This is a genomic window from Streptomyces sp. NPDC014676 (assembly GCF_043084105.1).
In the GTDB taxonomy this organism is placed as follows: Bacteria; Actinomycetota; Actinomycetes; order Streptomycetales; family Streptomycetaceae; genus Streptomyces.
Genome location: NZ_JBIBZI010000002.1, coordinates 279,784 through 302,431, shown reverse-complemented (window position 1 = coordinate 302,431; position 22,648 = coordinate 279,784). Strand labels below are relative to the sequence as shown.

Genomic DNA, 22,648 nt, shown 5'->3' with positions numbered 1-22,648 from the left:
CGGCGGACACTCGGAAAGATCTCGCGCCCGGCGGCCCGTTCCGACCGGTCCGGGCCGACGCCTACGCGTCGGCCCCGTACGTCCCGTACTCCGGAAGGCCCGTCGACTCGTAGACGTGCACCGCGATTCCGCTCGGCGTCGTCTCGCTGTGCAGCAGGCGCAGGCCGGCCGGGGCGCCGCCGTCCGGGAACAGGCGTCGTCCGCTGCCCACGACCACCGGGGCGATCGCGAGCCGCAGTTCGTCGATCAGACCGGCGGCCAGCAGGGACCGGCCGAGCCGGGCGCTGCCGTGGATCTGGAGCTCACGGCCGGGCCGCCGCTTCACTTCGGCGACCTGGGCGGGGATGTCACCGGACAGGATCGTGGTCGGCTCCCACCCGGCCTCGGTCAGGCTCCGGGAGACGACGTACTTCGGCGAGCCGTTCAGAATGCGGGCGCTCGGGTGGTCGGTCATCCGCGGCCAGTCCCGGGCGAAATTCTCGTACGTACGGCGGCCGAACAGGAACGCGTCCGCCTCGGCGAGCCAGGTGGCGGCGATCCGGTCGAACGCCTCGTCCAGGTGCGGCACGAACCAGCCGCCCCGGTCGAACCCGTCGCTGGTGTCCTCGTCCGGGGAGCCGGGCCCCTGGGAGACGCCGTCCAGAGACAGGAATTCCTGCAGTACCAACCTCATCACACACCGCTTTCCCTCGGGCGGGGACACATCCGTCCCCGCCCTTCCGGACTCCGGGCCGTGCGGAAACTCATCGGTCGCCCCGCGGCGCGTCCTCGGACGGGCCCGCGTGACGCCCGGAGCGTCAGGGTTTCGGGACGGTCACCCCGCGGGCCGTGAGTTCGGTCACGAGGGGGTGGGGCGGGCTCTGACGGGTACGGAGACTCATCCTCAAGGGAACCCTGACGGTCTTCAGGGACGGCAGTTCGAACAGCGCGGCGCAGTCTTCGAGGGCATAGCAGTGGGAGAGGTCGATCCTGACGAGGCCGGGCATGCCGGTCACGGCGCCGATGTCCTCCAGTTCGGTCAGATGGGCGACGTCCAGGGTGCGGAGCTGCTTCTGGCCCGCCAGGAGGGAGAGGTCCTTCCAGGACACGTGACCCACCGCGAGCTTCTCGAAGGGCCCGGCGGGGATGTCCGTCACCCGTGAGCACTCCGAGAGGTACAGGGCCCGCAGCCCCTCGCACGTGCCCAGGGCGCGCAGCGACTTCAGGGCCGGCAGCCCGCGGAGGACCACCTCGGACGCCGGGGAGCCGGCCAGGCCGTCGACGTTCCCGAGGGCGTGGCATTCGGCCACGTACAGCTTGTCCAGCGACGGGAGGCCGCCGAGGTGGTCGAGGTCGGCCAGGGAGGGGCAGTTCTCGATGCGCAGCTTGCGCAGCGCGGGCAGACCGCCGGGAGCGCCGGGGGAGCGCAGCAGGCGGCACCCGCTGACCTGCAACTCGGACAGACGGGGGAGGCTGCCCAGGGCCTCCAGGCTGGACAGCCGGTCGCACCCGACGACGTACAGGCGTTCGAGGCGGGGCAGGGTCGCGAGGGCGGAGAAGTCCCCCAGTGCGGCGCAGTCCTCGAGGCTCACCGACACCAGGGTGGTGAGTCCCCCGGCGTCCTCGAGGGACGTGATCCGCTCGCACCCGCGGATCGTCAGTGAACTCATCCGCGTCAGGTGGGCCACCGCGCTCACGTCGGTCAGCTCGGGGCAGCCCTCGATGCGGACCCTCTGGAGGTGGGGGTGCGCGCCGAGTCCGTCGACCGTCCTCAGGCGGGGGCAGTCCTCGATCACCAGGCGGCTGAGGGCGGTCAGCGCGTCGATGCCCCGCAGACTGCGCAGTTGGCCGCAGTCGCGCAGGTCCAGCTCGGTGACCGCGGGGACGTCGTGCAGCCCGGCCAGGTCACGGACGCCGGTCCAGCCGAGGTCGAGGCCGGTGAGCCGGGTCAGCCCGGACAACTGCCGCGCGTCCTTGAAGGACCGGCAGCCGCGGAGCGTCAGCTTCTCCAGAACGGGGAACGCCGCGTCGAACCCCTGAGTGGAACGCACCCTGGTCATGCTCAGGTCCAGCTCACGCAGCCGGCTCAGCGTCAGCAGCGGTGTGACGTCCTCCACGGCCCGGCACTGGCGCAGGCTGAGCCGGGTCAGTGCGGTGAGGCGGCCCAGGGGCGCGAGGTCCTCGATGCCCGTGCAGCCGTTCAGGCCGAGACCGGTCAGTCCGGTGAGGGCGCCGAGTTCGGTGAGGTCCGTCACCTCCTTGCAGCGGTCGATCTCCAGCGTGCGGAGCGTGGTGAGGCGGCGCAGGCCCCGGAGCGACGTCATGCGGCGCAGCCGCAGCCCGGTCCGTCCCTCCTGGGCGAAGGCCGGGGCGAGCAGGTGCTCGCAGAAGCCGTCCGGGTCGGCGGCCGTCGGCCATAACCGCAGCAGCGCGTCGGAGCTGTACGCGGCGGTCCGCGCGAACCGGGCGGCCAGTCCGAGCGCCTCCCCGCCGTCGGTGATCAAGGCGAGTTCCCGGATGGCCTTGCGGGCGCCGGCCTGCTTCGCATGGCCCAAGTGGACGCGGTATTCGTCGAGTTGGGTGAGGGAGCCGTGGGTGTCCGAGGTCATGGGGCGGACAGTAGGGGAGGAAGGTGACCACGCCGTGTCCGCGGCCCGCCCGGCGGGAGGGACGGAACAGAATGACGGGCGCCCGGGGTGCGGGCGTGGAGGGCCCCGCGCCTCATAGGGTGGAACCCATGACGGAACTCCCCGACCGGCGTCTGCTGCTGGTGCACGCCCACCCGGACGACGAGTCGATCAACAACGGCGCGACCATGGCGCGGTACGCCGCCGAGGGCGCCCATGTGACGCTGGTCACCTGCACGCTCGGTGAGCGGGGCGAGGTCATCCCGCCCGGGCTGAGGCACCTGAGCGGGGCCGCCCTCGGCGGGCACCGGCTCGGGGAGCTGAAGGACGCGATGCGGGCGCTGGGGGTCGAGGACGTCCGGCTGCTCGGCGGGGCCGGGCGGTACTGCGACTCCGGGATGATGGGGCTCCCCGACAACGACGACCCCGGCTGCTTCTGGCAGGCCGACGTCGACCAGGCGGCGGGGCTGCTCGCCGAGGTGATCCTCGAGATCCGCCCCCAGGTCCTCGTCACCTACGACGACGACGGCGGTTACGGCCACCCCGACCACATCCAGGCCCACCGCGTCGCCATGCGCGCCGTCGAGCTCGCCGCCGACGGAGGGTGGGACATCCCCAAGGTCTACTGGAACCGGGTGCCCCGGTCCGTCGCCGAGCAGGCCTTCGCCCGCCTCGACGGCGACCTGCCCGGCCTGCCCTTCGAGAAGGCGGGCGTCCTCGACGACGTACCGGGTGTCGTCGACGACGAGCAGGTCACCACCGCGATCGACGGCACCGCGTACGCCGCCGCCAAGGCCGCCGCGATGCGCGCCCACGCCACCCAGATCACCGTGGCCGAACCGTACTTCGTGCTCTCCAACGAACTCGCCCAGCCGCTCTTCACCACCGAGTACTACGAGCTGGTGCGTGGCGAGCGTCCCGGGGGGCGGGAGAGCGACCTGTTCGCCGGGATCGGGGAGGCACTGTGAGAGACCGGTCGCCCTCCGTGCTCGCCCAGCCGCTGCGGCCGCCCTCCGCGGGGCGGGTCGTCGCCTGCCTGGGGCTGTTCCTGCTCGGCGCCGTGGTCGGTACGGCCGGGGCGCTGGTGCAGCCCGCCTGGTTCCCCGGCGGGCTGCTGCTCGCCCTCGCCGCCGAGGCGGGGCTGGTCCTGGGGGCCACCCGCGCGCTCCGCAGCCGGGCCGGGGGCGCCTGGGCCGCCGGCGGCTGGACGCTCGTCGTCATCCTGCTCACCACCAGCCGTCCGGAAGGCGACTTCCTGTTCGCCGCGGGCGGCGGCTCCTATCTCTTCCTCCTCGGCGGCATCGTCGTGGCTGTGATCTGCGCCACCCTCTTCTCCGGGCGGCAACCGGACGGCCCTCCCGCCCGACTTGGCAAGTGACGTACCACTTCGCCGCGTCACGGGCGTGCGGGTCCGGTGTGGGTTTCCCCGGCGGTACTGGGATACGGGCCGGACAGGGCCAGTAAGGTGGTGCGCGCCGCCGAGCCTCCCTCGAACCCTCGGCTTCGCCCGAGCTGGGAGGACTCCCACCGTGAGGTCGTGACGGGCGGCGGAGCCAACCGGGAGAACCTGCCTTGAGTCGTGAAACTGACACTCCGTCCTCCGGGCCCGACGGGCGCGGCGGAGCCGCCTACCCGTCGGGCACGCCGCCCTACGGGATTCCGGCGATTCCGGACGCGGGTACGGACGCGGGCCGTTCGGCCGCGCGGCCGGAGGAACGCAAGACCGAGACCACGCTGACCACGCGGGTCCGCATCAACATCCCCGGATCGCGGCCCATTCCGCCGGTCGTCGTCCGCAAGCCCGTCACGGACGCGGAGGGCAAGAGCGGTACCACCGACGCCGAGGCGGCGGCGCCGTCCCCGGCTCCGGCCGCCGACGTGGCCGAGCCTCCCGCCCAGCCCGCACAGCCCGACCGGTCCGACCGGCCGGCGGCCGAGGAGAAGCCGGCCAGCGACTGGTTCGCGCCGCGCAAGTCGGGCGGGGGCAAGGGCGGTCCGGCCGGCGGCTCCGCCAACGGCGCGGGCGCGCCGAATGGTTCGGGCCCCGCCGCGGGCGGCGCCCCGAAGGCCCCTTCCGCGCCCGGTGGCGCGCGGCCGGGTGGCGGCGTCGGCTCCACGGGCGCGCCGGGCGGTTCCCTTCCCGGCGGCACGCGGGGTTCCGGACCCACCGGCGCGACCGGTGCGACCGGCGGACCCGTGGCCCCCGGGCACGGTGGCGGCACCGGTTCCTTCGACGTGACCGAGGCGCTGGCCGCCGGGCCCGCGGGCCCCGGCACGCGTCCGGGTACGGGGCACGGCGACGAGCCGCGCCGCGACGACCTGCCGTTCTTCACGGACGAGGCGTCCCGGCCCGGTCAGCGCGGCCCGCAGGGCCCCGCGGGCCCGACCACCGGGCCGGCGACCGGATCGAGTCCGGTCGCCCGCCAGGCGGGCAAGGGCTCCGGCGCTCCCGCCGTCCCCGGTGGCCCGGGTCTCCCCGCCCTCCCGGTCCGCCCCGGTGCCCAGTCGGGTCAGACCGGTCAGACCGGTCAGGCAGGCCAGGCGGGCCAGGCGGGCCGGGGCGCACCCGCGCGCCCCGGTGCCCAGGCGTCCCAGGGCGCCCCCGCCGGCTTCACCGGCCAGGGCGGCGGCCCCGGCGCCCCCGGCGGCGGTCTGAGCGACGACACCGCGATTCTCACCCCGCAGCGGCCCGCCCAGCCCGGCACCCCGGGCTACGGCCCCCGCCACGACAACGTCTCCGGGCACACCGTCACCAGCGGCATCCCGGTCGTCCCGCCGGGCGCGGACTTCAACGCCCCCGGCACCCCGGCCGACGGCCCGCGGCCGCACACGCCCCCGAAGCTGCCCGAGCCGGTCTCCACGCCCCCGGCGAGCTCCTCGAAGCCGGCGAAGAAGAAGGGGCGCAACAAGCTCGTCCTGCTCTGTGGCTGCGTGGTCTTCCTCGCCGGTGTCGCCTACGGCGCCGGACTGCTGATGAACCGCTCCGACGTCCCGAAGGGCACCACCGTGCTCGGCGTCGACATCGGCGGCGGCACCCGCGACGAGGCCGTGAAGAAGCTCGACGCGGCCCTCGACGACCGGCTGAACCAGCCGCTGAAGCTGTCGGTCGACGGCAAGACCGTCGAGCTGGAGCCGGACAACGCGGGCCTGCAGTTCGACACCGACGCCACCGTCGGCGGGGCCGCGGGCAGCGACTACAACCCGGTCAACGTGATCGGCTCCCTCATCGGCAACGAGCGCGTCGTCGAGCCGGTCATGCCCGTCGACGAGGAGAAGCTGCAGGCCGCCCTGGAGGCCGCCGCGGGCGGCTCCGGCTCGGTGACCGAGGGCTCGATCAAGTTCGAGTCCGGCAAGGCCGTCCCGGTGTACCCCAAGGGCGGCCAGGGCATCGACGTCGCCAAGGCGGCCGACGCGGTGACGGAGGCGTACCGCACCCAGGTCGAGACCGGGAAGTCCACCACGGTGAACGTCCCGACGACCGCCCAGCAGCCGAAGGTCACCAAGGCCGAGGTCGACCGGATGATGAAGGAGTTCGCCGAGCCGGCCATGTCGGCCAACGTGACCGTGCAGACCGACGCGGCGCACTCGGTCCCGATGAGCCCCGAGAACTCGCTGTGGAAGTTCCTCGGGGTCCAGGCCGTCAACGGCAAGCTGGCGGAGAAGCCCGACCTGAAGGCCCTGGAGGAGCTGTACGGCCAGGCGTTCGACGGGGTCCTCATCACCCGGGGCAACGGCAAGAAGACGCCGGTCACCCCCCAAGACGTCTACGGCGCCCTCCGCCTGGCGCTGACCAGCAAGACCGACCGCGTCGCCGTCATCGAGACGGACCCGAGCTGACGCGACGTCCGGAAGGAAGCGGGCGCCCGGTGATCCACCCGGCGCCCGCTTCCCGCATCACGAGCGGAGCGTTCCTCCCGGCGTGACATCGCGCAAGCGGCGGAACACCGGGGAAAGCCCCGCTCGCTTCACCGAACGGCGGCGGGACGCGCCGGCGGCGTCCGGACCACCGGGCGCCCGCCTCCTAGTTGAGCAGCGCCCGCGCCGCCTGCGCCTGGCCCCGGATCCGCTCCGCCGCCGGCCCGTCCACCGCCGCCACCGTCTCCGCGTACGCCTCCAGCTCCCGCGCGCCGTCCCGGAAATCACCGCGCTGCACCAGGAGCTGCGCCCGCTCGTAGCGCAGCCGTGCCGGGTGCGAGGGGAGGAGCAGGGACAGGTCCACCGCCCACAGCCCCACACCGGAGTGCTCGGGACGCGCCGCCGACCACGCCCGGACGTTGTTCAGGATCCGCAGGACGACGTCCAGCGTCCCCGCCGGCGTCAGCATCGACGCGTCCAGCGGCGCCCCCGTCACCCCGGTGACCAGCAGCTCCGCGTCGGCGCCGGTCAGTACCCGTCCCCCGTCGAAGGGGTCGGCGAGCACCTGCCCCTCCGCCTCCCCGAAACCGACGACGAAGTGCCCGGGCAGCGCCACCCCGTACACCGGCGCCCCTGCCCGCCGGGCCACCTCCATCCACACCACCGACAGCAGGATCGGCAGCCCGCGCCGCCGCCGCAGCACCTCGTGCAGCAGCGACGACTCCAGCCGCTGGTAGTCGTCCGGAACGCCGTGGAAGCCGTACCGCTCGCCCAGCAGCTCCCGCAGCGCCCGCGCCCACGCGTACGGCGAGCCGGGCCGGTAGGGCAGCTCACCGGCCAGCCGGTCCAGCTCCACCTCCACGGCGTCCATGCCCGCCTCGTCCAGCGTGCCGTCCGCCTCCGCGCCGACCAGCAGGCACAGCGTGGACAGGTCCGGCCGCTCGCAGCGGGCCTCCTCGGCGAACCGCCGGCGCAGTTCGGCGGAGCGCTCGGGCGACGGGGGGCGTGGAGCGCGCATACCCGGTTCGTGCCCGCTCACGGCGCTCCCTCACCCGCCGGAGCCGACGATTCCGGAGCGCGGTAGTGGTGGTACGCGTGGTGTGCGGCGAAGCCCATGCGGTCGTACAGCGCCCGTGCCCCCGTGTTGTCGTCCTCGACCTGGAGCCAGGCCGCCGAGGCGCCCTCGTCCAGAGCACGCCGGGCCAGCGCCGCCATCACGGCCGTCGCCAGCCCTCGCCGCCGCCGCGCCGGGTCCACCTCGACCGCCGCGAACCCGGCCCACCGCCCGTCCACGACACACCGCCCGATGGCGGCCGGAGCGTCGTCGCCGGGCACGGTCGCGAACCACACCGAAGGCCCGCCTCCCAGCACCCGCAGGGCCACCTCGCTCACCCCCTTGCGCCGGTACCGGGCCAGCCACGCCTCGTCGGCCTCCCGCGACAGCACGACCCCGGACGGCTCCCCGCCCAGGTCGGCGACCGGCGCCAGCGGACCCGTCCACAGCTCGGCGGTCACCTCCCGCACCCAGCCCCGCCGCTCCAGCTCCGCGCAGAGCAGCTCCTGCGTCCCCTCGGCGCCGGTCGCGGTCTGCGCGTACGCGGGCAGCCCCCGCGCGGCGTACCAGCGGCGTACGGCCGTCAGCGCGTCGTCCAGCGGCACGCCCGGGTCGCCGAGCGGCAGGACGGAGTTGGCCCGCCGCGTGAACCCTTCGGCGGCGCGCAGTTCCCACTCGCCCAGCCGCTCGCTCTCCACGGGCCGCCACGCCCGCGCGGAGACCCGGGCCAGCTCCTCGTACGAGGCCGTCGGACCCCGGCGCCGCGCCGGGGCGGACGGGACCACCTTGCCCGCGACCAGCGAGGACTCCGCGACGCGGACACTCTCGCCGCTCTTCCTTGTGATCCGCAGCACACCGTTGTCCCATGATGTGAGAACACCGACCGTGTCGGTGAACCTCTCACCCGAGGGGCCATGTTCGATCAAGCTCCGTACGGAGACCCGTTTTCCCACGTCAGCAGTGGTGATACGGACCTCGAGGCGCCCGGCGGCAGAGATTTCCACAGGTCAGTTCACCCCTCCTGTTCGGATCATGCCCAAGAACGGAGATACTAGGGGCGGGCATCGACGACGCCGCGCTCCCGCGCGCCAGGCGGCGGAGCCTGAGGAGGCCCGCCAGCGCCCTATCGAGGAGGAACGACAGCGTGACCTACGTCATCGCGCAGCCTTGTGTCGACGTGAAGGACAAGGCGTGCATCGAGGAGTGCCCGGTCGACTGCATCTACGAGGGCCAGCGGTCCTTGTACATCCACCCGGACGAATGCGTCGACTGTGGTGCCTGTGAGCCGGTCTGCCCGGTCGAGGCGATCTTCTACGAGGACGACACTCCGGAGGAGTGGAAGGACTACTACAAGGCGAACGTCGAGTTCTTCGACGAGCTCGGCTCGCCCGGCGGCGCCAGCAAGCTGGGTCTGATCGAGCGGGACCACCCGTTCATCGCCGCGCTGCCGCCGCAGGCGTAGCCGTCCCGCGACAAGCGGCCCCGCATCGACGTGCCGCCCCGGTCCCGTACGGCCCGATCCTCCCGATCGCCGTACGGGACCGAGGCGTTCGCCGGACCAGAAAGTGAGCCCGTAACCGTGTCCGCAGTCTCCGACCGGCTGCCCGCCTTCCCCTGGGACAAGCTGGAGCCGTACAAGAAGACGGCCGCCGCGCACCCCGACGGCATCGTCGACCTCTCGGTCGGCACCCCCGTCGACCCGGTGCCCGAGCCGGTCCAGAAGGCCCTGATCGCCGCGGCGGACTCCCCGGGCTATCCCACGGTCTGGGGCACGCCGGAACTGCGCGACGCGCTCACCCGCTGGACGGAGCGCCGGCTGGGCGCCCGCGGGGTCACCCACCACCACGTCCTGCCGGTCGTCGGCTCCAAGGAACTGGTCGCCTGGCTCCCCACCCAGCTCGGACTCGGCCCCGGCGACCAGGTCGCCTTCCCGCGCCTGGCCTACCCGACGTACGAGGTCGGCGCCCGCCTCGCCCGCGCGGACCACGTCGCGTACGACGATCCGACCGAGCTGGACCCGACGAACCTGAAGCTGCTCTGGCTGAACTCCCCGTCCAATCCGACGGGCCGGGTGCTGTCCAAGGAGGAGCTGACCCAGATCGTCGCCTGGGCCCGCGAGCACGGCGTCCTCGTCCTCTCCGACGAGTGCTACATCGAGCTGGGCTGGGAGGCCGACCCGGTCTCGGTGCTGCACCCCGACGTCAACGGCGGGTCGTACGACGGGATCGTCTCGGTCCACTCCCTGTCCAAGCGGTCCAACCTCGCCGGTTACCGCGCCGCGTTCCTGGCCGGTGACCCGGCGGTCCTCGGTCCGCTGCTGCAGATCCGCAAGCACGGCGGGATGATGACCTCCGCGCCGACCCAGGCGGCCGTGGTCGCGGCCCTGGGCGACGACGAGCACGTCCGCGTCCAGCGGGAGCGCTACGCGGCCCGCCGCACCGCCCTGCGCGAGGCCTTGCTGGGGCACGGCTTCCGCATCGAGCACAGCGAGGCCAGCCTCTACCTGTGGGCGACCCGCGACGAGTCCTGCTGGACCACGGTCGCCCACCTCGCCGACCGGGGCATCCTGGTCGCCCCCGGCGACTTCTACGGCCCCGCGGGCGAGCACTTCGTCCGCGTGGCCCTGACCGCGACGGACGAACGCGTCCAGGCCGCGGTGACCCGCCTGACGTCCTGAGACGACCAGCCTGACTGCGGACCGGCCCCGGCCCGGCTGCGGGCCCGGCTGCCCCTGGCCGGCTGTGGACCCACCCGCCCCGGCTGCGGACTTGCCTGCTCCGACCGGTTGTGGACTCGCTCGCCCCCCGCCTGGCTGTGGGCTTACCCGCCCCGGCTGGGGGCCCGCCCCGGCGGCTGTGGGCAGTCGTTCCGCAAGGCGATGGGGGTTCCCCGCTCGAGCGAAGCCGAGTGTGGGGGAGGGCGGGCACAACCGCCGGCACCGGGCCACCGCCCGGGAAACGCTCACCGCACCCCGGCGCGGACACAGAACGACGGGGCCCGGGAACCCCCCAGACCCCGTCGCCGTAAGAGAAGCCGGCCGCAGGCCGGTCCTCAGCCGACCGGCAGCCCCTTCACGGGCGCACCCTTGGTGAGGGACCCGGCGGCCTTCTTCACGGTCTTGCCGGCCGCCGGCGCCACCTTGTCGGCGTCGCCCGTGGTCTTCGTGACGTCCCGCGTCACGTCGTCCACGGTGTCGCCGGCGGCCCCGTCCACAGCGGTCAGCCCGCCGAGGTTCGGCGCGGCCGGCAGCTCCGGAGCCGCACTGGCGGAACCGGCCGCGCCGACCCCGGCGGCCGCTCCCGCAGCAACGAGCAGCGCGGCACGGGCGATCCGACGGGTCAGGGGGAGGGACATGGTGCTCCTTCGACGGGAGAGAACGCTGACGCCGTGACTACCGTCCGACCGCCGGGAAGGTTGCGGCGGGGCAACGCAAAGAGTTGGCAATGCGTCGCATTATCGGCCGTACGCGACGCCCGCATGACGCCTGCGGGTGACTCCCCGCACGCCTGCACGGTCGTACTCCCGCGCGGCCGCGCTACGGCATCGTCGTGATGGTCACGACCCCCGCACCGTCCGTGGCCCCCGAGCCCTCCGTGTTCTTGCCGTCCACCGGCCGCCACTGGCTGTCGGTGTGCCCGGCCGTCCACTCCCGCCCCGCGTACGACACCCGCTTTATGCGCAGCTCGGAGGCGTTGGCCACGGCCCAGTGGGCCAACTGCCAGCCACGCGCCCCGGCGTCGGCGCCCTCCTCGGCGGTGACCGGAAGCCGCACGGTCCCCCCGTCGGACTCCACCGGAGCAGCGCTCACCGAGGGCGAGGGCGAGGACGCGGCCCCCACCTCCGCACCGGCCGGCTCCAGCGCGTCCCGCCCGAAGTCCCGCGTCAGCGCCGCCCGCACCGCGTCCGCACCCGCCGCCCGCGTCGCCGCCGGCCGGCCCTCGCAGGTCAGCGTCGCCGCCGAGCGCCCGGTGAGGGCGGCGGCCAGCAGCGCGGCGTCCGGCTCGTGCTTGGCGTACGCCTGCGGATAGCCGCTGCGCTGCACCCGCTGCGCGGCGACGGTGAGCGGCAGCCGGGTGTAGCCCGGCACCTCCTCCAGGTGCTCGTAGAACTTCCCCGCCGCGTACGTCGGATCCATGATCTCCTCCGGCGTGCCCCAGCCCTGCGAGGGACGCTGCTGGAACAGGCCCAGCGAGTCACGGTCACCGTGCTCGATGTTGCGCAGCGCCGACTCCTGCAGTGCGGTCGCCAGCGCGATCGTCACCGCCCGCTCGGGCAGCTCGCGCGCGGTGCCCACGGCGGTGATCGTCGCCGCGTTCACCGCCTGCTCGGGTGTGAACTCGTACATCGCCCCGTCGCCCTTGCCCGAGACGACCTTGCAGCCGGGAGCGCCCGCGCGGCCGGTGTCGTACTGGACCACGACGTATCCGGCGACCGCGGACAGGACCGCGAGGCCCGCACTCCAGCGGAGGAAACGGCCACGGCGTGTGCGCTTGGAAGGAAGTGACGGCTCTGACACGCGTACAAGGTACTGGAGAGTACGGTTCCCTGTGCGCCAGGTGCGGACAGGGGTCAGGACACCCGGCGCGCTAGGGTCGACGGCATGGCCGACACCCCGCTTGACCTCACGCTGGACGCCGCACGCCTGACCGCGCGGCTCGTCGACTTCCCCTCCGAGAGCGGCACCGAGAAGCCGCTCGCGGACGCGATCGAGGACGCGCTGCGCGCCCTGCCGCACCTCACCGTCGACCGCCACGGCAACAACGTGGTGGCCCGGACGCGGCTGGGGCGCCCGGAGCGGGTGATCCTCGCCGGCCACATCGACACGGTCCCGATCGCGGACAACGTCCCCTCCCGGCTCGACGGCGACGGCGTGCTGTGGGGCTGCGGCACCTGCGACATGAAGTCCGGCGTGGCCGTCCAGCTCCGCATCGCGGCCACGGTCCCCGCGCCCAACCGCGACCTGACCTTCGTCTTCTACGACAACGAGGAGGTCGCCGCCGACCTCAACGGCCTGAAGCACGTGGCCGAGGCGCACCCCGAGTGGCTGGAGGGCGACTTCGCGGTGCTCCTCGAACCCTCCGACGGACAGGTGGAGGGCGGCTGCCAGGGCACCCTGCGGGTGCTGCTGAAGACCACCGGCGAACGCGCCCACTCCGCGCGGAGCTGGATGGGCTCCAACGCGATCCACGCCGCCGCCCCGATCCTCGCCCGCCTGGCCGCCTACGAACCCCGCTATCCGGTGATCGACGGACTGGAGTACCGCGAGGGCCTGAACGCGGTCGGCATCTCCGGGGGAGTGGCCGGCAACGTCATCCCCGACGCGTGCGTCGTCACCGTGAACTTCCGCTACGCCCCCGACCGCAGCGAGGAGGAGGCCCTCGCCCATGTCCGCGAGGTCTTCGCGGACTGCGGGGTGACGGACTTCGTCGTCGACGACCACAGCGGCGCGGCGCTGCCCGGCCTGTCCCACCCGGCCGCGGCGGCCTTCATCGAGGCGGTGGGCGGCACACCGCAGCCCAAGTACGGCTGGACGGACGTCTCCCGCTTCTCGTCGCTGGGCATCCCGGCGGTCAACTACGGTCCCGGCAACCCCCACTTGGCGCACAAGCGGGACGAGCGCGTGGACACCGCGAAGATCCTCGCGGGGGAGGAGCGGCTGCGGTCCTGGCTGACGGCGTGACGCGGGCCGGGTTTGCGCCGCTGTGTTCCGGACATGCTCAGGTCCCTCGTACGTAACCCCTGTGGATCTACGCTGAGGTGGAACGACTGGCACGACGGAGGGAGCGCACATGGCTACCGGCAACCCCGAGGGGAAGCAGCAGCCGCCGGAGGAGAAGCGCCTGGGGCCGGTCCTCCGCCGGCGGGACCAGGTGCAGGCGAGCACCACCGACCAGCGGCTGCTGGACGAGCGGGCGCCCACCGACTGGGTCCACACCGACCCCTGGCGGGTGCTGCGCATCCAGTCGGAGTTCATCGAGGGCTTCGGCACGCTCGCCGAACTCCCGCCCGCCATCAGCGTCTTCGGCTCGGCGCGCACACCGGTGGACTCGGCGGAGTACGAGGCCGGCGTCCGGCTGGGCCGGGGCCTGGTCGACGCGGGCTTCGCGGTGATCACCGGTGGCGGTCCGGGGGCCATGGAGGCGGCCAACAAGGGCGCGTGCGACGCGAAGGGCGTCTCGGTCGGCCTGGGCATCGAACTGCCCTTCGAGCAGGGGCTGAATCCCTACGTCGACATCGGCCTGAACTTCCGGTACTTCTTCGTCCGCAAGATGATGTTCGTCAAGTACGCCCAGGGCTTCGTGGTCCTGCCCGGCGGCCTGGGCACGCTGGACGAACTCTTCGAGGCCCTGACCCTGGTCCAGACCCAGAAGGTCACCCGCTTCCCCATCGTCCTGTTCGGCACCGACTACTGGGGCGGCCTGGTCGACTGGCTCCGCCACACGGTCATCGCCCAGGGCAAGGCGGCGGAGAAGGACCTGCTGCTGTTCCACGTCACGGACGACGTGGACGAGGCGGTGGCCCTGGTCTCGAAGGAGGCGGGCCGCTAGAGGTCTTTCAAAGGGCGCCTTTTGACGTACCGGGTCGGGCGGCGGGTGGGCGAAGGCGGGGGCCCGGGGGCGGAGCCCCCGGGGACGGGACGGGAAGGGCGGCGGGGGCGAAAAAGGCCCTACGCCAGCCCCCTCCGGGCCACCGCCGGCTCCCGCTCCCCCGCGATGGCGGACACCATGTCCAGTACCTGCCGGGTCTCGGCGACCTCGTGCACCCGGTACACCCGCGCCCCCAGCCACGCGGACACCGCCGTGGTCGCCAGCGTCCCCACCACCCGCTCCTTCACCGGCCGGTCCAGCGTCTCCCCCACGAAGTCCTTGTTGGACAAGGAGACGAGCACCGGCCACCCGGTGGAGACCATCTCCCCCAGCCGCCGGGTCGCCTCGAGACTGTGCCGCGTGTTCTTCCCGAAGTCGTGCCCCGGATCGATCATCACCGACTCCCGGGGCACCCCCAGCGACACCGCCCGCTCCGCCAGCCCCACGGTCACGTCGAGAATGTCGGCCATGACGTCGTCGTACGTCACCCGGTGCGGCCGGGTCCGCGGCTGAGCACCGCCCGCGTGGGTGCACACCAGCCCCGCCCCGTACCGCGCGGCGACCTCCGCGAGCCGCGGATCGACCCCGCCCCACGCGTCGTTCAGTACGTCCGCGCCCGCCTCGCACACGGCCTCGCCGACCTCGTGCCGCCAGGTGTCCACGCTGATCACGACGTCCGGGAAGCGCCGCCGCACCTCGGCGACGAAGCCGACCGTCCGCCGCACCTCCTCCTCGGCCGTGACCTCCTCGCCCGGCCCGGCCTTCACCCCGCCGATGTCGATGATCGCGGCGCCCTCCGCCACCGCCTGCTCCACCCGCGTCAGCGCCGGCTCGTCGCGGAACGTGGCGCCCTGGTCGTAGAAGGAGTCCGGGGTCCGGTTCACGATCGCCATGACGACCCGCTCGTGCGGTGCGAATTCCCGCCTGCCCAGCCTGAGCATCCCCTGTGACCTCTTCCTCGTACGATCCCGTCCTCGAGCCGCCTCACGAACGCCCGGCGGCCCGAGGGCCTGTCTTCCGGATCACCCCGGGGCCGGTGCGCGGACCCGCGGCGCTGTCGTCGGTCGCCGACGCTCCGCGCCGACTCCTTCCTCCGCCCCGCGGCCGCACGCACCCGGGCCCGCTCACCGGTGTGTGCGAGGCTCTGTACCCCGGAGTCGGGTTGATCCGAAGGACAGGCCCCGACTGTCAGACTCGCATGGCACGATCGGAGCCACACATCCGACTCCGACTTACATCCGACTCATCCGACCGTGGGGGCCCCGGCGATGGTTATGTTCCTGTTCCTGGTCGTCGCGCTCGCCGTCGTGGTCGCCGCGGTGACCCTCGCCGTGGTGGGCGGCGGCGACAGCGCCCCGCTGCCCGAGGCGGCCCCCGAGCGCCTGCGGGACGCCCTGCCGCCCGACCGGCCGGTCAGCCGCGCGGACGTGGACGGCCTGCGCTTCCCGCTCGCCGCCCGCGGCTACCGCATGGCCGACGTGGACGACGCCCTCGGCCGCCTCGGCGCGGAGCTCGCCGAGCGCGACGACCGGATCGCCGGCCTGGAGTCCGCGCTGGCCGGCGCCCGCGCCGCCGCGGCCCGCGTCTCCATGGACAAGCCGGCCCCGCACCACGAGGACGAGCGGCCGTGAGCGACGAGGCAGCCGCTCCCGCGGGCCCGGACGGCCTCCCGCGCTGCCCCTGGGCGCTGTCCACCGCGGACTACGTGACGTACCACGACGAGGAGTGGGGCCGCCCGGTCCACGGCGACGACGCCCTCTTCGAGCGCCTCAGCCTGGAGGCGTTCCAGTCGGGCCTGTCCTGGATCACCATCCTGCGGCGTCGCCCCGGCTTCCGCGCCGCCTTCGCCGGCTTCGAGATCGCCAAGGTCGCGGAGTTCACCGACACCGACCGCGAGCGCCTGCTGGCCGACACGGGCATCATCCGCAACCGCGCCAAGATCGACGCGACGCTCGCCAACGCGCGCGAGCTGGCCGGATGGGCGCCCGGCGACCTGGACGCCCTGATCTGGTCCCACGCCCCCGACCCGGCCGGCCGCCCGGCACCGAAGACCCTCGCCGACGTCCCCGCGGTGACCCCGGAGTCGACGGCCCTGTCCAAGGCCCTGAAGAAACGGGGCCTGCGCTTCGTCGGCCCGACCACGGCGTACGCCCTGATGCAGGCCTGCGGCCTGGTCAACGACCACTTGGAAGCATGCGCGGCGAGAAGTGCCCCAAAGGGGGGCGGGGCTGTATAGATGTGCGGCTCCGCCGCGTGGGCGCAATCAACCACACTGAACCCGCGGCCTCCGACGGTGCCGCAGCCCCGAGCTCACCGGAGACTCACCGGCCCAGGTACCGAGGCTTCTCCTTGTTCACGAACGCCCGCACCGCGATCGCGTGGTCCTCCGAGGAGCCCGCCCGGGTCTGGAGCTCGTCCTCCTTCTCCAGGGCCGCCTCCAACGAGTGGCTCAGCCCGTACGCCACGGACTCCTTCAGCGCCGCGTACGCCACCGTCGGCCCCTCGGCCAGCGCCCGCGCCACGTTCTCCGCCTCCGCCCGCAGCTCCGCCGCCGGGACCAGCCGGTTGGCGATGCCCAGCTCGTACGCCTCCTGCGCGGAGACGCTGCGCGGGAAGAGCAGCAGGTCGGTGGCGCGCCCGGGGCCGATCACGCGCGGCAGCGTCCAGGAGATCCCGGAGTCCGCGGTCAGCGCGACCCCGGCGAACGAGGTGTTGAACGCCGCCGTGTCCGCGACGATCCGGTAGTCCGCGGCCAGCGCGAAGCCGAAGCCGGCGCCCGCCGCGACCCCGTTCACCGCCGCGACCACCGGCTTCGCGGCCCCGGCGATCGCCTTCACGATCGGGTTGTAGTGCTCGCGCACCGTGCTCATCGTCTGCCCCGAACCGGTCTCCCGGTCCTCGGTCAGCAGCCCGATGTGCTCCTTGAGGTCCTGCCCGACACAGAACGCCCGGTCCCCGGCCGCGGTCAGCAGCACGGCGCGTACGGCGTCGTCGTCCGCGGCGGACCGGACCGCGTCCCGGAGGGCGACCTTCGCCGCGACGTTCAGCGCGTTCATCGCCTCCGGGCGGTTGAGCGTGATCGTCGCGAGTCCGTCGCTCACCTCGTAGAGCACGGTGTCGGCCATGGCGTATCCCTCCGTGTGGCGGCTCGGGACCTACCGGCCGGTACGTCCCCGTCTGCAGGACAGCATGACGGAGATCACCGGCCGTGGCGGGCGGCCGACGTGTGACCTGCGTCAAACAATCCCTGTCCGTTTCCGATCGGCGGATGTGTGCGCGGTGGCGCAGTATCGCAGTCACATCGCCGAATTGGGTGGTTTTGCTCGCGTGCGTTGCCCAAGCGATGCCGACCGATGTTGGTCATCGGGTCCTGCCATGCGGGATAATGACCTGGAAGCAATGTGTTCGATGCCGGTGGCGTGTGTCCTGCTTCAAGGACCGCAGGTGCCCTTCAGTGGGCCGTCGGCTCAGACGGTTTAGCCGGGTTTCAGGAAGGGGAACGAGCATGGCGGCCATGAAGCCGCGGACGGGTGATGGCCCGCTCGAGGTGACCAAGGAGGGGCGGGGCATCGTCATGCGCGTTCCGCTCGAAGGCGGCGGTCGGCTCGTCGTCGAGCTGACCCCGGACGAGGCCGACGCGCTCGGCGACGCCCTCAAGAAGGTCGTCGGCTGACGCGCAAGCGACCATACCCTTTCGGCCGCCCCGGCACCGCACGCGGTGCCGGGGCGGCCGTTTCACGTACGGGCCGAAGGGCGCGCGGACCGGGTCCGCCGGTCACCGCTTGACGGCGCAGAGCAGCCCGTCCCCCACCGGCAGCAGCGACGACACCAGTTCCGTGCTCTCGCGCACGGTCCGCACCAGCTCCCGCAGGCGCAGCACCTCCGTGGGCTGCGGTCCGGAGTCCACCGTGCGTCCGTTCGCGAAGAGCCCTTCGAAGGCGACCAGCCCTCCTGGGCGCAGCAGACGCAACGATTCGGCGAGATAGTCCTGGTACTCCTGCCGGTCGCCGTCGCAGAAGACCAGGTCGTAACCGGCGTCCGCGAGACGGGGCAGGACGTCCAGCGCGCGGCCCGGGATGAAACGGGCCCTGTTCCCGGCGAAGCCGGCGTCGCGGAACGCCTGGCGGGCGGACTGCTGGTGCTCCGGCTCCTGGTCGACCGTGGTCAGCACCCCGTCCGGCCGCATCCCGTGCAGCAGGTGGATCCCGGAGACTCCGCAGCCGGTGCCGATCTCCGCGACCGCCTTGGCGTCCACGCTGGCGGCCAGCAGCCGCAACGCCGCGCCCGTGCCGGGCGACACCGAGCGCAGCCCCGCGTCACGGGCCCGGTCACGGGCCCGGTGCAGCGCTTCGTCCTCGGCGACATAGGCGTCGGAGAACGCCCAGCTCGTCTGCCGGTTGGCGGTAATGACCCTCTCCTGTCCCCGTGGAAGCCTCGGCGTGACTGTATCCGTTGGCGTCGGGAACCCGCAGATGGGACCGGTCGTTTGAAGGGGTGAGCAAGTGGCGTGTGCCGTGACGGGGGGCAGACAGTGGACGAGGACGCCGAGCAAGTGCTGACGCAGCCGTACGAGCCGTGGCAGCCCAGATCAAATTCTCGTAAAACCGCTTATCCGGAGCTAACGGGCGAGGTGGCTATGGTAGGGGCTCCACTGGACACCACCAGAGCCGATAGGGGAGGTGCGGCTGCGCCTGTGGATCGCGCAGGAGTGCTGCGGCGCTTCCTCGGATCGGCGGGCAGGCCGAAATCCGTGAACAACACCGCTGCTGACCATCACCGCGCCGGCGACCCGGCCCAGACCGCGACCTTCTCCACCGACGCGGACGGGCAGGCGTGGACTCCGCCCACCTGGGAGGAGATCGTCAGCATGCACAGCGGCCGGGTCTACCGGCTCGCCTACCGCCTCACCGGCAACCAGCACGACGCCGAGGACCTCACCCAGGAGGTCTTCGTCCGTGTCTTCCGCTCCCTGTCGACGTACACGCCGGGCACCTTCGAGGGCTGGCTGCACCGCATCACCACCAACCTCTTCCTGGACATGGTCCGCCGCAAGCAGCGCATCCGCTTCGACGCGCTGGGCGACGACGCGGCCGAGCGGCTGCCCAGCAAGGAGCCCACGCCGCAGCAGGTGTTCCACGACGCCCACTTCGACGCGGACGTCCAGCAGGCCCTCGACACCCTCGCCCCCGAGTTCCGCGCCGCCGTCGTCCTGTGCGACATCGAGGGACTGTCGTACGAGGAGATCGCGGCCACCCTGGGCGTCAAGCTCGGCACCGTCCGGTCCCGGATCCACCGCGGCCGTTCCCAGCTGCGCAAGGCCCTCGCGCACCGCTCGCCCAAGGCGCGCGCGGAGCACCGCTCCTTCGTGCCGCGTGTTCCCGCACTGGGAGGAGGGGGCGCGAGCGCGTGAGCGGTTCACGGCCGAAGTCTGCCGAGGGACACCTCGCAGAGCAGCACCTGGGAGACCGACTTTCCGCCCTGGTGGACGGAGAGCTCGGTCATGACGCGCGTGAGCGCGTACTGGCGCACGTCGCCACCTGCGCGAAGTGCAAGGCGGAGGTGGACGCGCAGCGCCGTCTGAAGAGTGTGTTCGCGCAGGCGGCGCCCCCACCGCCCTCCGAGAGCTTCCTGGCCCGCCTCCAGGGGCTGCCGGCCGGGGGCGACCTCGGCGACGGCGGCTCGCCGCTGGGCGGCGGAGGGCTGCCGGGTGGCACGTCGGGGCGGCTCGGCGGGGGCTCCGGGGTCTTCGGGACCAGGCGGGGCGAGCGCTTCGAGTTCGCCTACGAGCCCGTCCGGCGGCACGGGGCCGCGCTGCCGGCCACCCCGGGCGGCCGGGGCTTCACCGTCCACGACGTCAGCCGCCACGAGAGCGACCGGCCGTCCTCCCGCGGGCTGCGGTTCGCGTTCGTCGCCGCCGGGGCGGTGTCGCTGGCAGCGATCGCGCTCGGCGGGGTCACCGCCACGGGCACACCCACCGAAACGGAGGCGCGCGGCGCGGGCAAGGGCAGCAACGTCACGCCGGTGCGCACACAGGGCACGGGCGCGGCGGTGCCCGAGTCCCAGCGGCGCCGCGGCGTGGGTCCGCTGCCGGGCCAGCCGACGGGCCGGAGCGCGCCCGCGGACACCCCGGCCGCCCCGACCGCGGTCTCCGCGCCGCTGCTGCCCGGCATCCCGGCGCCGACGGAGCGCCACCCCGCGCCGGGCACGCCGATGACGGGCGGTGCGACGGCGATGTCCCCGCTGATACGACCGCTCACCTCGACCCCGCCGCTCACCCTGACCACGTGGGCCGTCTCCGCCGGGCTCAGGGACCCCGGCCTCCTCACCGCGGGTACGACACCGGCTCCCACGCCCACGTCCCGCTGAACCGTTCGGTGCGCGGGGGCGCGCGACCTGGTTGAATCCAGGGGGCGCGCCCAGGCCCAGCCGGGTGCCGAGCCTGTAGTTTCGCGGCCACCGCCGTCGTGCGGTGCCGTGTCCAGCCGTGGGGAGAGCATGAACGAGGGGAAGCCGGGCCCACCGGGGGAGGAGCCGACCACGCGTCCCGAGGGACACGACGGCGACTTCGAACTGGCCCGCCCGCACCGCGAGCCGGCCGCCGTCGGCGACGGCCACGAGGGCGACTACGAACTGGACCGCCCCCTGCGGCCCGAGGGCTCCGAGGACCGGCCCCTCGAGCCCGCTCCCGGCGTCCCCGGCCCTGTGGCCTCCGCCACACCGCCCCCGGCGCCCGGCGCCTTTGCCGCCGGGACCGGTGTCCCCGACGAGCCCACCCGGGACACGTCCCCGGCCGCTCCGGCCCCCGGTACGGGCGACACCCCGGCCGGGGACGTGCCTTCGTCCATCCCGGCCCCCGGCACCTCCCTCGCGAAGGCCGACGCCTCCGCCGGGTCCCTGCCCCCGTCCGTCCCGGCCCCCGGCGCGTCCGACGCCTCCGCCGGGGCCGCGTCCCCGGCGGTCCCCGCACCCGCGGTCTCCGGCCCGCCGCCGGTGGCTTTCGGGCTCCCCGCCCACGAGCAGCGGACGCCCCTGCACGACCCCGATCCCTACAGCACCCCGCCGTACGGCGAACCGGGCCCCTGGGCGCCCGCCCCGCCCGTACAGCACCCGGCGACGACACCCGCGCACGGCATGACGCTCGCGGCGCCTCCCACGCCCCCGGACCCGACGCCCCGCACCGGTCCCGTACCGCAGGGCGCACCCCCGGCGCCTCCCCCGGGCCCGGGCGCGGCACCGCACGGCGCCCCCGCACCGCACGGCGCCCCCACCGCGCCCGTCATCCCCGCGCAAGCGCACCCGGACAGCCAGGTGCCCCCGGCCCAGGACGCCCCGGCCGCCGACCCCTGGGGGCGTTACGACCCCTGGGCGGCGGCCGCCGCCGCGCCGTTGCAGCAGGCCGGGCCCACCGTGGTCAGCGAGAAGCAGAAGCGCCGGCGGGCCCGGCGGGTGCTCATCGGGGCCGCGCTGGTGCTCGCGCTCGTCTCCGGCGGCATCGGCGGGATCATCGGCACGTATCTGGAGCGCAACGGCGGCGTGGGTACCGTGGAGCTGCCGCAGGCCGGGAAGGAGGATGCCGCACGCGACCCCGGCAGCGTCGCCGGAATCGCCGCACAGGCACTGCCCAGCGTCGTCACCCTGCATGCCAGCGGCGCCGGCGAGGCCGGCACCGGCACCGGCTTCGTGCTCGACGGGCGCGGTCACATCCTCACCAACGACCACGTCGTCCAACCCGCGGGGGACGACGGCGAGATCACCGTCACCTTCCACAACGGTGACACCGCCGAGGCCACCGTCGTGGGCCGGGACAGCGGCTACGACCTCGCCGTCGTGAAGGTGAAGGGCGTCAGCGGACTCACCCCCCTGCCGCTGGGCAACTCCGACAACGTGCGGGTCGGCGACCCCGTCGTCGCCATCGGCGCCCCCTTCGACCTGGCCGGCACCGTCACCTCCGGCATCATCAGCGCTCGCGAGCGGCCCATCACCGCCGGCGGTGAGGAGGGCGACGGCAGCGACGTGTCGTACGTCGACGCCCTGCAGACCGACGCGCCGATCAACCCCGGCAACTCCGGCGGCCCCCTGCTCGACGCCAGGGCCCGGGTGATCGGCATCAACTCGGCCATCCGCTCCGCCGGCGGCGGCGCCGACCCGGACGCCGGTCAGGCCGGCTCCATAGGACTCGGCTTCGCCATCCCCATCAACCAGGGCAAGCGCGTCGCCGAGGAGCTGATCAACACCGGGAAGGCCACCCACCCGGTGATCGGCGTCACCCTCGACATGCAGTACGGCGGCGACGGCGCCCGCGTCGCGGAGAAGGCCGGCGACGGCGGACCCCCGGTCAGCACCGGCGGCCCCGGCGCCAAGGCCGGGATCAAGGCCGGTGACGTCATCACCGAGGTCGACGGCCGGCGCGTCCACTCCGGTGAGGAACTCATCGTCAAGACCCGTGCCCACCGCCCCGGCGACCGCCTCGAACTCACCCTGGAGCGGGACGGCGAGGAGCGGACGGTCACCCTGACGCTCGGTTCCTCGGCGGGCGACTGAGGCGG

General features: G+C 73.7%; 22 protein-coding genes. 13 read left to right on the top strand and 9 right to left on the bottom strand.

Annotation, left to right across the window (positions count from 1 at the left end):
- Positions 1 to 61: 61 nt before the first annotated feature.
- Positions 62 to 673: a dihydrofolate reductase family protein gene (locus ACF1DX_RS05795; protein ID WP_391789974.1), complete on the bottom strand. Its 612-nt coding sequence runs from the start codon at positions 671 to 673 to the stop codon at positions 62 to 64.
- Between the two features lie 124 nt (positions 674 to 797).
- Complete coding sequence (locus ACF1DX_RS05790; protein ID WP_391789973.1) at positions 798 to 2,588, bottom strand: leucine-rich repeat domain-containing protein; 1,791 nt, start codon at positions 2,586 to 2,588, stop codon at positions 798 to 800.
- A 128-nt stretch (positions 2,589 to 2,716) separates the two neighbouring features.
- Between ACF1DX_RS05790 and mshB the strand changes: the two genes are divergently transcribed.
- The 3 genes from mshB to ACF1DX_RS05775 all read left to right on the top strand — a co-directional run bounded on the left by mshB (position 2,717) and on the right by ACF1DX_RS05775 (position 6,443).
- Positions 2,717 to 3,574 (top strand): N-acetyl-1-D-myo-inositol-2-amino-2-deoxy-alpha-D-glucopyranoside deacetylase, encoded by an 858-nt coding sequence (gene mshB, locus ACF1DX_RS05785; RefSeq protein ID WP_391789972.1) that lies wholly within the window; start codon positions 2,717 to 2,719, stop codon positions 3,572 to 3,574.
- Positions 3,571 to 3,984 (top strand): DUF6113 family protein, encoded by a 414-nt coding sequence (locus ACF1DX_RS05780; protein WP_391789971.1) that lies wholly within the window; start codon positions 3,571 to 3,573, stop codon positions 3,982 to 3,984. The genes mshB and ACF1DX_RS05780 overlap by 4 nt, the downstream gene beginning before the upstream one ends.
- A 194-nt stretch (positions 3,985 to 4,178) precedes the next feature.
- The gene (locus ACF1DX_RS05775) at positions 4,179 to 6,443 is read left to right on the top strand and encodes a hypothetical protein (RefSeq protein ID WP_391789970.1); all 2,265 of its coding nucleotides are present in this window, start codon (positions 4,179 to 4,181) and stop codon (positions 6,441 to 6,443) included.
- Between the two features lie 184 nt (positions 6,444 to 6,627).
- On the opposite strand, the gene ACF1DX_RS05770 is transcribed toward ACF1DX_RS05775, so the two are convergent.
- Positions 6,628 to 7,479, bottom strand: coding sequence for a tetratricopeptide repeat protein (locus ACF1DX_RS05770; protein WP_391789969.1), 852 nt, complete (start codon positions 7,477 to 7,479; stop codon positions 6,628 to 6,630).
- Positions 7,480 to 7,496: 17 nt separating this feature from the next.
- The gene (locus tag ACF1DX_RS05765) at positions 7,497 to 8,519 is read right to left on the bottom strand and encodes a GNAT family N-acetyltransferase (RefSeq protein ID WP_391789968.1); all 1,023 of its coding nucleotides are present in this window, start codon (positions 8,517 to 8,519) and stop codon (positions 7,497 to 7,499) included.
- A gap of 140 nt (positions 8,520 to 8,659) precedes the next feature.
- Between ACF1DX_RS05765 and fdxA the strand changes: the two genes are divergently transcribed.
- On the top strand, positions 8,660 to 8,977 hold the full coding sequence (gene fdxA, locus ACF1DX_RS05760) for a ferredoxin (protein WP_004926152.1): 318 nt from the start codon (positions 8,660 to 8,662) through the stop codon (positions 8,975 to 8,977).
- Between the two features lie 117 nt (positions 8,978 to 9,094).
- Positions 9,095 to 10,192, top strand: coding sequence for a bifunctional succinyldiaminopimelate transaminase/glutamate-prephenate aminotransferase (locus tag ACF1DX_RS05755; RefSeq protein WP_391789967.1), 1,098 nt, complete (start codon positions 9,095 to 9,097; stop codon positions 10,190 to 10,192).
- A 374-nt stretch (positions 10,193 to 10,566) separates the two neighbouring features.
- On the opposite strand, the gene ACF1DX_RS05750 is transcribed toward ACF1DX_RS05755, so the two are convergent.
- Complete coding sequence (locus ACF1DX_RS05750) at positions 10,567 to 10,869, bottom strand: ATP-binding protein (RefSeq protein WP_391789966.1); 303 nt, start codon at positions 10,867 to 10,869, stop codon at positions 10,567 to 10,569.
- 181 nt (positions 10,870 to 11,050) lie between these two features.
- Entirely contained in the window at positions 11,051 to 12,031 is a 981-nt protein-coding gene (locus ACF1DX_RS05745; RefSeq protein WP_391789965.1) for a heavy metal transporter, read from the bottom strand.
- A gap of 84 nt (positions 12,032 to 12,115) precedes the next feature.
- Between ACF1DX_RS05745 and dapE the strand changes: the two genes are divergently transcribed.
- Both dapE and ACF1DX_RS05735 read left to right on the top strand, forming a co-directional pair.
- Positions 12,116 to 13,195, top strand: coding sequence for a succinyl-diaminopimelate desuccinylase (gene dapE, locus ACF1DX_RS05740; RefSeq protein WP_391789964.1), 1,080 nt, complete (start codon positions 12,116 to 12,118; stop codon positions 13,193 to 13,195).
- 109 nt (positions 13,196 to 13,304) lie between these two features.
- A complete protein-coding gene (locus tag ACF1DX_RS05735; protein WP_030860079.1) occupies positions 13,305 to 14,063 on the top strand; it encodes a TIGR00730 family Rossman fold protein in 759 nt (252 codons plus the stop codon).
- A 119-nt stretch (positions 14,064 to 14,182) separates the two neighbouring features.
- Here the strand turns inward: ACF1DX_RS05735 and folP are convergent, their stop codons facing one another.
- Entirely contained in the window at positions 14,183 to 15,043 is an 861-nt protein-coding gene (folP, locus tag ACF1DX_RS05730) for a dihydropteroate synthase (protein ID WP_391789963.1), read from the bottom strand.
- Between the two features lie 333 nt (positions 15,044 to 15,376).
- On the opposite strand from folP, the gene ACF1DX_RS05725 reads away from it, so the two are divergent.
- Complete coding sequence (locus tag ACF1DX_RS05725; RefSeq protein WP_391790456.1) at positions 15,377 to 15,733, top strand: DivIVA domain-containing protein; 357 nt, start codon at positions 15,377 to 15,379, stop codon at positions 15,731 to 15,733.
- A complete protein-coding gene (locus ACF1DX_RS05720; RefSeq protein ID WP_391789962.1) occupies positions 15,730 to 16,338 on the top strand; it encodes a DNA-3-methyladenine glycosylase I in 609 nt (202 codons plus the stop codon). The genes ACF1DX_RS05725 and ACF1DX_RS05720 overlap by 4 nt, the downstream gene beginning before the upstream one ends.
- An 85-nt stretch (positions 16,339 to 16,423) precedes the next feature.
- Here ACF1DX_RS05720 and ACF1DX_RS05715 read toward each other — a convergent pair whose 3' ends face one another.
- Positions 16,424 to 17,227 (bottom strand): enoyl-CoA hydratase/isomerase family protein, encoded by an 804-nt coding sequence (locus ACF1DX_RS05715; RefSeq protein WP_391789961.1) that lies wholly within the window; start codon positions 17,225 to 17,227, stop codon positions 16,424 to 16,426.
- Positions 17,228 to 17,607: 380 nt separating this feature from the next.
- Between ACF1DX_RS05715 and ACF1DX_RS05710 the strand changes: the two genes are divergently transcribed.
- Positions 17,608 to 17,775 (top strand): DUF3117 domain-containing protein, encoded by a 168-nt coding sequence (locus ACF1DX_RS05710; RefSeq protein ID WP_003966491.1) that lies wholly within the window; start codon positions 17,608 to 17,610, stop codon positions 17,773 to 17,775.
- 102 nt (positions 17,776 to 17,877) lie between these two features.
- On the opposite strand, the gene ACF1DX_RS05705 is transcribed toward ACF1DX_RS05710, so the two are convergent.
- Complete coding sequence (locus tag ACF1DX_RS05705; protein ID WP_391790455.1) at positions 17,878 to 18,576, bottom strand: O-methyltransferase; 699 nt, start codon at positions 18,574 to 18,576, stop codon at positions 17,878 to 17,880.
- 276 nt (positions 18,577 to 18,852) lie between these two features.
- Here ACF1DX_RS05705 and sigE point away from each other — a divergent pair, with 276 nt between their 5' ends.
- The 3 genes from sigE to ACF1DX_RS05690 all read left to right on the top strand — a co-directional run bounded on the left by sigE (position 18,853) and on the right by ACF1DX_RS05690 (position 22,643).
- A complete protein-coding gene (gene sigE, locus ACF1DX_RS05700; RefSeq protein WP_391790454.1) occupies positions 18,853 to 19,512 on the top strand; it encodes an RNA polymerase sigma factor SigE in 660 nt (219 codons plus the stop codon).
- Positions 19,509 to 20,468, top strand: a complete 960-nt coding sequence (locus ACF1DX_RS05695; protein WP_391789960.1) for an anti-sigma factor family protein — start codon at positions 19,509 to 19,511, stop codon at positions 20,466 to 20,468. The genes sigE and ACF1DX_RS05695 overlap by 4 nt, the downstream gene beginning before the upstream one ends.
- Positions 20,469 to 20,597: 129 nt before the next feature.
- Entirely contained in the window at positions 20,598 to 22,643 is a 2,046-nt protein-coding gene (locus ACF1DX_RS05690; protein ID WP_391789959.1) for a trypsin-like peptidase domain-containing protein, read from the top strand.
- Positions 22,644 to 22,648 lie beyond the last annotated feature (5 nt).